13 protein-coding genes and 1 pseudogene are annotated in these 11,307 nt (G+C 70.0%); 8 read left to right on the top strand and 6 right to left on the bottom strand.

Going from position 1 to position 11,307, the window contains the following annotated elements:
* Both ABT041_RS03705 and ABT041_RS03700 read left to right on the top strand, forming a co-directional pair.
* Positions 1-346 (top strand): annotated as a pseudogene (locus ABT041_RS03705) (hypothetical protein); the annotation flags it as partial.
* Entirely contained in the window at positions 343-534 is a 192-nt protein-coding gene (locus ABT041_RS03700) for a hypothetical protein (RefSeq protein ID WP_071273764.1), read from the top strand. The pseudogene ABT041_RS03705 and the gene ABT041_RS03700, both read left to right, overlap by 4 nt.
* 108 nt (positions 535-642) lie before the next feature.
* Here the strand turns inward: ABT041_RS03700 and ABT041_RS03695 are convergent, their stop codons facing one another.
* Positions 643-825, bottom strand: a complete 183-nt coding sequence (locus tag ABT041_RS03695) for a hypothetical protein (RefSeq protein ID WP_351178366.1) — start codon at positions 823-825, stop codon at positions 643-645.
* Positions 826-854: 29 nt separating this feature from the next.
* Between ABT041_RS03695 and ABT041_RS03690 the strand changes: the two genes are divergently transcribed.
* The 4 genes from ABT041_RS03690 to ABT041_RS03675 all read left to right on the top strand — a co-directional run bounded on the left by ABT041_RS03690 (position 855) and on the right by ABT041_RS03675 (position 4,600).
* Positions 855-1,478 carry a plasmid mobilization protein gene (locus ABT041_RS03690; protein ID WP_351178363.1) on the top strand — a complete coding sequence of 208 codons (624 nt, stop codon included), beginning with the start codon at positions 855-857 and terminating at the stop codon, positions 1,476-1,478.
* Complete coding sequence (locus ABT041_RS03685) at positions 1,475-3,217, top strand: relaxase/mobilization nuclease domain-containing protein (RefSeq protein WP_351178360.1); 1,743 nt, start codon at positions 1,475-1,477, stop codon at positions 3,215-3,217. The genes ABT041_RS03690 and ABT041_RS03685 overlap by 4 nt, the downstream gene beginning before the upstream one ends.
* Positions 3,218-3,381: 164 nt before the next feature.
* The gene (locus ABT041_RS03680) at positions 3,382-3,825 is read left to right on the top strand and encodes a hypothetical protein (protein WP_351178357.1); all 444 of its coding nucleotides are present in this window, start codon (positions 3,382-3,384) and stop codon (positions 3,823-3,825) included.
* 79 nt (positions 3,826-3,904) lie between these two features.
* The gene (locus ABT041_RS03675; protein ID WP_351178354.1) at positions 3,905-4,600 is read left to right on the top strand and encodes a hypothetical protein; all 696 of its coding nucleotides are present in this window, start codon (positions 3,905-3,907) and stop codon (positions 4,598-4,600) included.
* A gap of 236 nt (positions 4,601-4,836) precedes the next feature.
* On the opposite strand, the gene ABT041_RS03670 is transcribed toward ABT041_RS03675, so the two are convergent.
* The 3 genes from ABT041_RS03670 to ABT041_RS03660 form a co-directional block, all read right to left on the bottom strand.
* The gene (locus ABT041_RS03670) at positions 4,837-5,649 is read right to left on the bottom strand and encodes an SPDY domain-containing protein (protein WP_351178351.1); all 813 of its coding nucleotides are present in this window, start codon (positions 5,647-5,649) and stop codon (positions 4,837-4,839) included.
* A gap of 15 nt (positions 5,650-5,664) precedes the next feature.
* A complete protein-coding gene (locus ABT041_RS03665; protein ID WP_351178348.1) occupies positions 5,665-5,955 on the bottom strand; it encodes a hypothetical protein in 291 nt (96 codons plus the stop codon).
* A 98-nt stretch (positions 5,956-6,053) separates the two neighbouring features.
* Entirely contained in the window at positions 6,054-6,392 is a 339-nt protein-coding gene (locus tag ABT041_RS03660; RefSeq protein WP_351178345.1) for an SPDY domain-containing protein, read from the bottom strand.
* 515 nt (positions 6,393-6,907) lie between these two features.
* Between ABT041_RS03660 and ABT041_RS03655 the strand changes: the two genes are divergently transcribed.
* Complete coding sequence (locus ABT041_RS03655; RefSeq protein WP_351178342.1) at positions 6,908-7,306, top strand: hypothetical protein; 399 nt, start codon at positions 6,908-6,910, stop codon at positions 7,304-7,306.
* A 353-nt stretch (positions 7,307-7,659) separates the two neighbouring features.
* Here the strand turns inward: ABT041_RS03655 and ABT041_RS03650 are convergent, their stop codons facing one another.
* Positions 7,660-9,369: a hypothetical protein gene (locus tag ABT041_RS03650; RefSeq protein ID WP_351178339.1), complete on the bottom strand. Its 1,710-nt coding sequence runs from the start codon at positions 9,367-9,369 to the stop codon at positions 7,660-7,662.
* A gap of 270 nt (positions 9,370-9,639) precedes the next feature.
* Here ABT041_RS03650 and ABT041_RS03645 point away from each other — a divergent pair, with 270 nt between their 5' ends.
* A complete protein-coding gene (locus ABT041_RS03645) occupies positions 9,640-10,026 on the top strand; it encodes a hypothetical protein (RefSeq protein WP_351178336.1) in 387 nt (128 codons plus the stop codon).
* Between the two features lie 219 nt (positions 10,027-10,245).
* Here the strand turns inward: ABT041_RS03645 and ABT041_RS03640 are convergent, their stop codons facing one another.
* A complete protein-coding gene (locus ABT041_RS03640) occupies positions 10,246-11,289 on the bottom strand; it encodes an MSCRAMM family protein (protein ID WP_351178333.1) in 1,044 nt (347 codons plus the stop codon).
* Positions 11,290-11,307 lie beyond the last annotated feature (18 nt).

Here is an 11,307-nt window from a genome sequence, read left to right as displayed (position 1 = left end):
GACCGAACCCACCGGGGACCGGGGACACAAGGTCCCCCTCCGGCGAAAGGCGAGCTCGAAGACCAGGGCCAAGGGCAAGGGGCAGCGCGGCAGTCGCCCCCGCACCCCGCAGGCGCAGCGCCCGTCGCGCGAGTCGGAGCAGTCGGTGGACCAGCTCGTCCAGCAGGTCCTCCCTCACGTCCCCGCCCTGCTCGAACGGGACGGCAACCCGGCCATCACCCGAGTCCAGCTTCGGGAGATCCTCCGCCGCGAGGGACTGAAGGGTGGCCGGAACGACCGGCTGAGCCTCGTCCTCCAGGAGCTGCGGAGCATCGACACCACGACGACAAGGAGCAATGCCCGATGAGGACCTGCCACTACTTCACCACCATCCGTACGCAGTACGAGCGGGAGATCGGCTTCATGCTCGCCCACTCCAAGCGGTACGAGGGCAGTCCGGCGGCGAAGTCCAGCGCGAAGCAGGCCGCGTCGGCGAAGCAGCGGATGGCCCGGGCCCTCAGTGGCCATGTCGGGCGCTGCCCCGAGTGCGGTTGAGCCTGCAAAGCCCCAGCTCAGCGCCCCTATCCGCCATGGGTGGCCCGGCTTCGCGCCGGGCCACCGCCCCGCTTACGGAGGTACGCCGTGATTCCGCCTTCTCCTCGGTCATCCGAGCCCACGGTCGCCGAGGCCGGCGCCTGGGCGGACGTCCTGGTCCGCCGGCGGCTCGTACACGCCGCTGTTCTCGCGCCCACCGGCCAGTGGTTCGTCCAGGGCCGTCCCGACGGCCCTGTCCGCGTCCTTGCGGGACCGGCCGACGTCCTCGAACTGGCCGCCGCCATCCAGCACCGCATCCGTTCCACGAGGCCCGAATCCCGATGACGCATTCGCCCCAGAACGGCACCACCCCAGAACCTGCTCCCGACCACAACTCGGTCCCGGGGCGAGCAAGTTGGGGCGGAAGTACTACTTCCGCCGAGCCCGCCCCTGAAGGGGCGGGAGAGGACCTGCACCGGGGGGCGCAGGTCCGGGGGGCTTCGACCGAGGGCGGGTCGAAGCCGGAGGAGGAACGCACGCCGAATCGTCGACCTCGTGAGCGTCCTGCCCGTCAGCGTCCGCGTCAGCCGCCCGAGAAGAAGCGCCGCCACCTGCGTACGACCCGCTTCAACGATGCCGAGTGCGCCCTGATCGTTTCCGCCGCCGCCCAGTGCAACCTGACCGTCGGCGGCTTCCTCGCCCGTGCCGCGCTCGCCGCAGCCCGGGATCTCGACCGAACGAACGCCGAGATCGCCACCGAACGCGATGTCCTGACCGCCCTGTTCGACAGCCGGCGCAAGCTCGGCTGGGCCGGCAACAACCTCAACCAGATGACCAAGGCCCTCAACGCCGGTGCCGATGCCACCATCCCTCAACTCGAGGCGAGCCTCGCGGCCGTACGTCGGGCCGCCAACGCGGTGCACGCCGCCGCGACCGCCGTCCTCGAACAGCAGCAGGCATCATGATCCCGAGCGTCAACGACCCCGGTGACCGGACCATCGGCCTGCTCGCCTACCTCTACGGCCCCGGCAAGCACGAGGAGCACACGGACCCGCACCTCGTCGCCTCCTTCGACAACATGTCCCCCGACCCCGGCCGCGACCCGAACGCCACCCTCAAGGACCTCCAGCAGCTCCTGGACCAGCCTGTGATGGCCCTTCCCAAGCACGCCCGCCCGGCCAAGCACGTGTGGCACACCTCCGTCCGCACCGCCCCCGGCGACCGGACGCTGTCGGACGAGGAATGGGCCGGCATCGCCCGCCGGATCGTCGCCGCCACCGGCATCGACCCCGGCAACGGGCAGCCCGGCTGCCGCTGGGCCGCCGTACGGCACGCGGACGACCACATCCACATCGTCGCCACGCTCGTCCGCGAGGACGGCCTACGCCCCGACGACTTCCGCTCGGGCGCCCGCGCCCAGGCCGAAGCCCGGCTCATCGAGAAGGAACTCGGGCTCCACGAGGTCGCGCCCGGCGACGGCACGGCCGCTCAGCGGCCCACCAGCGCCGAGCGCCACAAGGCCGAGCGCCAGGGCCGCGAGCGCACCGCCCGCGAAGAACTGCGCGAGACCGTACGCCGTGCGGTGGCCGGCGTGAGGAGCGAGGAGGAGTTCTTCGACCGGCTCGCCGGCGCCGGCCTCCTGATCCGCAAGCGCACCGCACCCTCCGGGGACCTCCTCGGATACAAGGTCGCCTTGCCCGACGACCGGAACCGGGACGGCGAGCCGGTGTTCTACCCCGGCGCGCGCCTTGCCCCCGACCTCTCGCTGCCCCGCATCCGGGAGCGCTGGTCCCGCGACGCCCAGGACGCCCCCGCTCCCCGGCCGGAGGACGCGTTCCGTACGGGGCCGGGCACTCCAGCCGCTGCCCGCCGCAGGACGGCATCGGCCGCGTGGCAGGCCATGCTTGTCATCGAGCACGGCGACGACGCGGTCGCCGCCGCGCACATCGCCGCGGCCGGCGAGATCCTCGACGCCCTCGCGAAGACGTCCGCCGCCCACACCCGCCGCGAACTTCGCGACGCCGCAACGGCCTTCGAACGGGCCTCGCGCTCCCACGTCCGCGCCATACGCGGACACGACCGCGCCCTGCGCCAAGCCGCCCGCGACCTCGTACACGGCGGCCCGGCCCTCGGCCGCGGCGAGGACGGCGCGAGCACCGCGATGGCGATCGACATGCTGTTCTTCCTCATCACCGCCGCCGCCCACTGGCACGCGAAAAAGGGCCACGCACAGCAGGCCGCCGCCGCCGCGCGGGCCGCCGAGCACCTGCGCTCCGCCTACCAGGAGGCCGCCGCCCAGCCCCTCGGCGTGCTCTACCAGCGAGGCCGGCGCCTGAACCGGCCCCTCCTCCAGCGCCAGACGGTCGTGCTGCGCCAGGCGCTGCCCGCTCTGGCCGAGCAGATCCTCGCCGAGCCCGGCTGGTACGCCCTGGCCGCCACCATCGCGGACGCCGAAGCCGCCGGCCACGACCCCGCCGCCCTCCTGTCCGACGCGGTCGAGCGCCGCGAACTCGACACCGCGGAGTCGGTCAGCGACGTACTGGTGTGGCGGATGCGGAGGATGGCCGACCTGCCCGCCGACGCCTCGGAATTGCCCGCGTACGGCACGACAGGCGGCTCGTCGCCGACGCGCAGGGCGGCAGCCCGGGCCTCTGCACCTGGCCGACGGCGCGGCGGGGAGGGCACCGTCGGAAAGGCCCGGTAAGCCCTCCGGCCAGGGCGTGTGCGTGTCGGCGCGCCCTCGGGAACAGGGACACCGCCACCGTCCTGGCCTCCTCGAAGGTCACTGTGGACTTTGTGAATTGAAGCTCCCGGAGGTGTGGGGCACGATCATGACGCGAGCAGGACGAGGCAAAGGAGGACGTCAGGATGTTTCACCGGATACGCCGCCGGGCGGCGGAGCCCAGCGAGGCGCAGCGCCGATTCTTCGAGATGTCGGCACGACTGCAGGACCAGGTCCCGCCGGGCATCGGGAAGCCGTCGGCCGAGCCCGAGCGCGGTGAGCCTGTCGCCGTGGTGGACGACTTCCTTCCGCCGGAACTGCGGGTGCCCAGCCACGACCAGCTCGACGGCCGCATGATGCCCTGGGGGCAGCCGCTCGTCCTCGACGGCGAGATGGTCGCCTGCACCGGGTGCGGCGCGTACCGGGACTGGCTCGTCCTCTCCACCCGCGACGAGATCTGGCTGCGCTGCCGGGCCGGCCACCAGCAGCAGGAGACCCGCCTCGACACCGCCTGGTACAACCGGAGCGCCGGGCCGGCGGACGCGACGCACGCCACGTTCGAGGACTGCCTGCGCCACCTCGGCCACTGACCCCCACCCCTACAACCCCACCGGGCCCGCGGGCCCGCACTGACCACCCGTCTCCAAGTACCAAGGGGTCAGTACCGTCATGCGCGTTCGCGTCGCCACCACCGCCCTCGGCATCACCGCCGCCCTCCTCGCCGTACCCGCCTGCACCAGCGGCGCCGCCGGCACGAAGCCCGACACCACCGCCTCCTTTCCCGCCGGTGAGCCGGTCCGCTCCGACCGGAACGCCGCCCCGCTGTCTTCGGCCATCCTGGAGACGCGCCTGCTCGACGAGAGCGATCTCGGCAGTGGCTACGCGCGCAAGCCGGAGCGCCCCAGCCAGCACGACGACGTCACCGTCATCGGCTGCCGCGCCCTGAACGAGCTGGGCGGCGAAGCGGCCACCGGCGGCACGCTCGCCTTCCCCCGCAAGGCGAAGGTCACGTTCACCTACGGCGACAGCGCCTCCGAGATCTCCGAGGAGCTGTACAGCGGCAGCGCGGACAAGCTGTCCGACGGCATCGGCCGGATCTTCGACGCCATGACCGGCTGCCCGAGCTATCAGGTCGTCGCGGGCGGGACCCCGATCGACATCGTCTCGCAGAAGCTGACCGCACCTCATGGGCTCGGCGACGAGCGGTGGAGCCAGCTCCTGACGTTCTCCGTCGGAGGGCGGAGCACCGTGGTGAAGCAGACCGCGATCCGCGACGGCGGTCTGCTGGTGATCGTGTCCGGCTCGCCGGCCCTGGTCGACCGCCACCTCGGCAAGGCCCTCGCCAAGGCCACTGCGACGAGCTGACCGGTCCCGATCCGCGGATGCCCCCGACCCACGCCCCTTGGGGCGTGGGTCGGGGGCATCCGCGCGTCCACCGGCCGTCAGTGCGTGCCGTTTGGGCTGGCACCAACATGCTGCGTCGGCCTCGACGACGCGGGGCAGCATCGTGTGCAGGTGGGTTCCGGCCCGAACAGCAAGGAGCCCGGCTCTCCCATAGGGAGGCCGGGCTGTATGCGTCGGGCAAGAGGGGCCGCCAGGCGTTAGATGGCCGGCGCGCGCAGGAGCCGCTCCTGGGTGGCCTCGGGCAGGACCCGTCGCAGGACCGGTGCGGTCGAACTGAGGGATGCGGCGAAGGCGGCGACAAGGTCGTGCGGAACGCTGCTGCCGAACGACGCCACCCACAGGCACGGTGCGCCGAGCGCGGGCTCGGCCCATGCCTGCCACCCTGCCGGTCCCGCCTCGTCGGCGCTGGTGGTCAGCGCGCGCGGGTCGCCGTCTTGAATGAGGGGCGGTACCTCACCGAGGCTGATGTGCGAGGTGAAGGTCGGGTCCGTCGCTGCCGCCTCGGGCTGGTCGATGTCGCGGAGCCAGCCGTGTGCGGCGACCGCGTCGAGGACCACCTCCGGGCCGGCGGACGGCACGACGGGCTGGTCGCGGGCGTCGAGCGCGACGAGGAAGTCGGCCACAGCCTCGCCGGGTACATCGGGGGTGAAGTAGGCCGACCACCCAGCGAGCGGACTGCTCGTGCCCGGACGGGCGGAGATCTGCCAGGCGATCGGCAGCTCCCCCAGATAGAACGGCTCGTCCGGCAGACACCATTGGGCCCACCGGAGGGTGTCGGGGCTGATGTGCAGGACGGTGCTGCGCAGGACCTGGCGGTCCTTGTCCGGCTCGTCGCGACCGCGGACGATCGTCAGGCTCGACCAGCCCAGGCCGGAGAGCGTGTCGGCGACGGTGTCATAGAGGCGCTTGTCGTCACCGGCCAGGTGCCGGGGGCCGACCCAGAACGCGGCCTGTCCGCCAGGCGGCGTGGACGGGACGAGCGGAAAGTCGGGGTACAGGGGCGCCTCCAAGGGCTCGATGCGGTTCTACTTGCCGCCGGCACTGCGGCGAGGGCGGCGTGGGGGTGCCTGGACGGGTTCCTGCCAGGTCAGGGCGACGGCGACCTCCGGGGGCAGGTGACCGAGCTGGGTGTTCTCGTCCCGTCCCTCGGCGAGGTAGACAACGGTCTGGCCGGTCTGATCCACGGACTGCACGACCTGCGCCAGCCGGTGGGCCGCCGGAAAGAACGGGTTCATGGCCTGTCGAACCGGAGCATCACGGTCGCAGCGGGACAACAGGTCGGCGAGGTCGCCGACGGTCATCTCCGGGGACGTCACGAAGTACCTCCTGGGTGAGGGAAAGCGATGAGCGGTGGAACCGGTCGGCGGTCCGCCGGCAGCCTCGGAGCGAGGGGCTCCATGGGATGCATGCGTTGTCACACGCGGCGTGAGGTCTCCAGCACCCGCGCTACGGTGGCGGCCACGATCTCGGCCGGCGTCTCGGTATCGAACGACAGGGAATAGCCGCGCACCTTGGCCGTACCGGTGACGGCAATCTTCCATCCCTCCCCGTTGCTACCGGGACGGCCGAGCGGGAACCAGCCAAGGTAGAACCGGCCGTCCTTCGAGCTGACGTGCACGTCCGCGCGGTCGTCCACGATGAGGTGGAAGTCCTCCGCGGAGAACAGGTCCATGACGAGCGTGGGCTGGCCGGGGCCGAGTTTCCACTCGCGAAGCCGAAGTGCTTTCACGTTCGTGGAGAATCCAGGGCTCATGGGAGCCACGGTCACGGGCTATCACCTCTTTGACCTGGGGTTTCTTGCGAGGTCGTCTACGTTGACATGCCCCTGCCTGCGTTGGCCAGTCTTTCCGAGGTCTTTCCTGTCTGCCCCCGGCGAACTAGTGTCCGTCGACATCGAACCCAGTCCGCGGCCCTCTTTGTCATTCAATCCAGTCGTCGCAGGTCACGAGTGTCCCGTCTCAAAGGATCTGACCTGCGGGCAGAGCCCTGACCTGCGGCCACCAGATCGATTGAGACGCCTGGCCGCCGGGAGTCTCAATCAATCTGGTCCTGGGCGCGCTTGGGCGCGAGTGCTGACTCAGTCGATCTGGTTCGGCTCTGCCGTTTCGCCCTGGCAAGTCTCGGTAGTGCGTGTCCTTGAACCCGAAGGGGCGCGACTCGCCCGGCCTCTGAATGCCTGGCGTCGGCTCCTCCTGCTGCGACACTCATTTCATGCTTGGTCAAGGTTGGCAATCGCAATGGGAGCGGGTAAATCGCCGCCTCGAGGCCGTGAGAGCCGTATACGGAGGCGCGCCGGACGCTGATGCTGCGATCGACGCAGTTCTGTCGTTCTTCGAATCCGCGCACCACCTCAAAGACTGGCTCCGGAACGATCAGGCGAGCGGGGTGACGAAGGACGACGTGCACTCACTGATCGATGGCAGCTCGGTTCTCCAGCTCTGCGCAGATCTGGCCAATGGATCGAAGCACTACAAGCTGACGACCTCGCAGACCGGTGACCTCTCAACGACGATTGCGCGGAACGACGTCGCCGTACTCATCGGCACGGGCACCGCAAAGTACCGCTTCTACACTGCGTCCGGCGGCAGGGAGCGCGACGTCCTGGAGATCGCCGAAGACGCTGTAAACGAGTGGCGTGGGTTCCTCTCCGGGCGGCACCTCATCTGAGCGGCAGACTGCACCGGCGGGCAGGTGACGACCGGTTCCCGCCCGGCCCTCAGACGCGGACCCGATCACCTGAGACATCGGGCGAATCAGACCCATTCGCTTGAGAGATGGACCAGATCGGCAGAGACGGAACAACGAGGCGCGGAGCGAGGCCAGCGCCACAAGGCCGCGTTGCCAGCGAAGTTAGTCCGCGCAGGTCAGCGCCTCACGTCCGACTGACTTCGCTGTCAACGGACAACTAGGCACTTGTTGGGCGGCACCCACTCCGCCTGCGAGCTCACCCGGCCCATCGTCCCTACACCCCCTGGAAGTTCAGCGCGCTCTACACGGAGGCATATTCAGGCGAAGCGACCTCACTCTTCTGCCTCGCCGGTCGAACCGGCCGACGCCGCACGAAGGAAGACCAACGCGGCAAGCAGGAGCATCGCAGTCTGGTGGCGCGGGGGAAACGACTCCCAGAGATCGTGCGCGATGGTGTTCCGGACGTTCGGTCCCGCATCCTGCTCGGCGAGCAGCAGCAGAAAGCTCCAGGCCCATGAGCTTCCGGCCAGGTCCGGCCTATCGGCCAGGGAGCGCAAGAGTCCCCCCAGTTGACTGACACCGCCTGCGGTGTCTCCCTTAGCCAGGTTGATCACCGGAGTGTGCTGCTTGAGGTAGCGGCGCAGGATGCCCTCGACCAGGGGGACGGCGACGAACAGGGCGATCTCGTCGTACTCCCAGTACAGCTGAAATGCGCGGGCTAGCAGTCGGGCGCGCTCGGCGGGAAGAACGACCGGGTTGGTGAGTACCGTCGCCATCTCCCGGATGCTGGGCTCGAAGCGCTCCCACAGCACATCCAACTGGCGGCTGATCAGGACACCGGTTAGTTCGAGGCTGATGACGCGCTGCTTATACCCTGGGGCCTCCTGCCGTCCCGTGTTGTGGACGAGTACCGGGCCGGCTGTGTTGATCCGGACCGTGCCCAGGCGGAGGAAGGAGGGCTGCAACCCCTGTTCGTCGCCCTCGGCCGTCGATTCGGCCTGCGGAGGTGCCGGGTAGTCGGCGATGCGCAGCAGCGCGTCCTCCAGATCCTTGGCCTCGCCGATGTACGCACCAGCGGCATCGAAGAGTTCCTCCGGCATACCGGTGTCGAAGCGAACCTTCTGGAACTCCAGGTCCTCGCGGGTCAGCGCCTGCTGCTTCATGCGGATGTCTGCGTGCAGGTCGGTAAGGCCCTTGTCGCGGGCGTGCACGGCGGCATCGGAAAGCATCATCAACTTCGCGACGCCGCCGAGCCGTTCGGCCGCGTCGGTGTAGGTGGCGGCGATGGCTCGGTTAATCCGCTCGACACCACCGGGGTCGCCCCTAGTAACCGCCGCGAGGTCACGCAGGAAGGAGACACGGGCGTGTGCATCACGCCGGTAATGCTCGGCCGCCCGCTCCGCGACAGGCAAGGCGTGGGCATGCCACTTGGACCTCTTCACCAGCGGGTTGAGCAGGGCTCCCGCGACACCGGGGCCCTCATCGCCTCTGTCCATCTCCGTCATCGCCCGGGCGACCATGGTCGCGGCGATATCCGCGGCAGCGGGCAGTTTGACCGAGAGCGCGAGCTCGAACGCACGCACCAGCGAGTCCGCCGCGCGCATCCTGCCGCCCGACATCTGGGGCGCCGCCTCGAACCAGTCCGCCGACTCGACGTAGGAATCCACTGCCGCACGAAGGTGTTCGATCCTGGGACGGCCGGAGCTGACGACGTGCAAAAGGTCGTGAAGGCGGCCACGGGCACCGGGGTGGTCGGCCACTGCGCCGTACGCGGCCCAGATGTCGACCGTCCGCCTACTCACCTCGGACAGCTCACGGGGCCACGGCTGCGGCCCGGCGCCTACGTACTCGCCGACGAAGGTGCCATCGGTGCGCAGGAAGAACAGGAATCCGGCACGGAGCGCTTCAACGTGCTCTTCGTCCAGTCCTCCGGTGGCGTCTTTCGACGCGGCGCCCAGCCTGTCGGAGATGCCGGAGTAGAACACGAAACCCTGGGAGGCCGCATTGAGAGCGGTCAGCGTCGCACTATCGATCGTGGTCATGGTTCCCTCTCCGAGAGGCTCTTCGAACGCCGTCCGGGCCCAACTGGGGGCGGAATCGTCCGCAACGCGGTCTAGCTGGCACCGGGCAGAGCGTAGTGGCCGCAATCTCGGCAGTCCCTCGTATTCCCTTAGACGGCTCGTCATTTGGCAGACTGACAGAGACGCGCGGTGCTCCCTATTCGGGAAGATCCACACGGCGCTACAGCACTTCGTCCGTCCTGGGCCGCGGAGCCGCAGCCGGGCGCGAGGAATGCACGGTTAGGGGAGAGCATGGCTCAGCCGACGGCAGCGGTGGTCGCGGTGTCCGAGATGGCGGTGGTCCGGGCCTTGGAGCTGGCGGGCAACCGCCTGATGGGGCGGAACGGCCGGAGCGACCGAGGCACCCTGCAGCGCATGGCTTCTTGGGACCGGCACTCGTTCTTCCGCGTGACCGGGGAGGAGGCGGACAGGGTGCTCGCCGACGTCTGGGAGGCTCCGGCCGCGCGCGGGGTGCCGGAGGAGCTGCTTCGGGTACTGGACACCTACGTCCGGCTGCTCCTGGCGTCCGGCCACTCCTTGCACCGCTCCGACCTGGTGCAGACGCTGTCGCGGATGCCCGAGCAGGTCGTCCTGCCCTGGGAGGCGGACGAGTCGTCTGCGGCGTCTGTCACTCCGTGACTGGCACCGAACCGTCCGCCAGTCGACGCGTTTGGGCAGCTGGTGCTCTCGCTCCGGTGGCCGTCATGAGCGGCTGAGTTCTTAGCGGAGCGCATCGGACGCGGCCTCCCGGATGTGCCAAGGCCCCGGGAACCGTGGTGGTTCCCGGGGCCTTCGAGCTGGGGCGAGCGGACTGCTGGGCCGGACTTGCTGGTGCGGAATTCGTGGCTGTTCCCCCGATCAGTTGGTCGCCGGGGTCTCCTCCTCGTCCTCCGCCTTCTTCCGTCGCACCGCGATCAGGGCCCCGCCGCCAGCCGCAATCAGGAGCCCGCCGATCGCAAGGAGCCAGGCGTTGGAGTCGGCCCCGGTGTAGGCAAGGGCTCCTGCGGGGGCCGCCAGGGCGGAGCCATCGGCCGGGGCCGCGGATGCGTTGGGCGATGAGGCGGCGGACGGGAAGTTGGCCTCCGACGGTTTTGAACGCGTCGGCGTGGTCTTCGGTCCGCCGATCTGGCTGCTGCTCGGCTTGACCGTAGGAGCGGGCGGCGTGCCGGTGGGCTTGTGCGTCGGCTGGTCCGAGGGGGTGGGCTTCGGCGGGGTGGCGGTCTTGGCGTTGGTGACGGTCACGGTCACCGGCGCCCCAGGCGTGATGGTGAAGCTCTTCGAGGGCTTGTAGACGTCGTAGCCCGCGGGTGCTTTGACCTGCTTGACCCAGCACTCGGCCTTTTTGCTAGTCACCGGCAGTTCACCAGTGGCGGTGCCCTTCGGCCCGGTGGCGAGGGTCAGCAGGGTCGCTACGCCACAGTCGATGTTCACGGTGGCGCCGGGCAGGAGCTTGCCGGTCTTGCTGTCCTTGGCCTGCAGGAGGACCTTGGCGGCCTTGAAGGGGTCGGTGATGGTCAGCCGGGTGGTCGCGCCCGGTGTGACGATGACGTCCTGGTCGGCCACAACCTCGTGGAGCGGGCTGCCGGAGGCCGTCTCCTTGAGCCGGTAGACGCCTGGCGCGAGGTCGGGGAAGGTGAGCTTCCCCTGGGCGTCCGTCTTCCCGCCCCCGACCTCCTGGCCGGCGGAGTCGAGCAGCAGGAACGCGGCGCCGGAGAGCACGTCCCCGGCCGGGTCCTTCTTGGTGATCTCGATGCTGCCCGCCTCGGGGGTCGGTGCCTCGGCGCGGGCGGCCGTCGCTGAGGGAGTCGGTTCGGGGGACGGGGCGGCGATAGCGGCAGCGGGCGTGGCGAGCACGGCCGCGGTGGTCAGGGCGAGCGTGGGCAGGATCTGATGGTGCTTCATGGCGAGAACTCCGGGCGG

Source organism: Streptomyces sp. NPDC002825 (assembly GCF_040295385.1).
In the GTDB taxonomy this organism is placed as follows: Bacteria; Actinomycetota; Actinomycetes; order Streptomycetales; family Streptomycetaceae; genus Streptomyces.
Note: the sequence above shows the minus strand (reverse complement) of the source record. Positions and strands in the feature narration are given on the sequence as shown.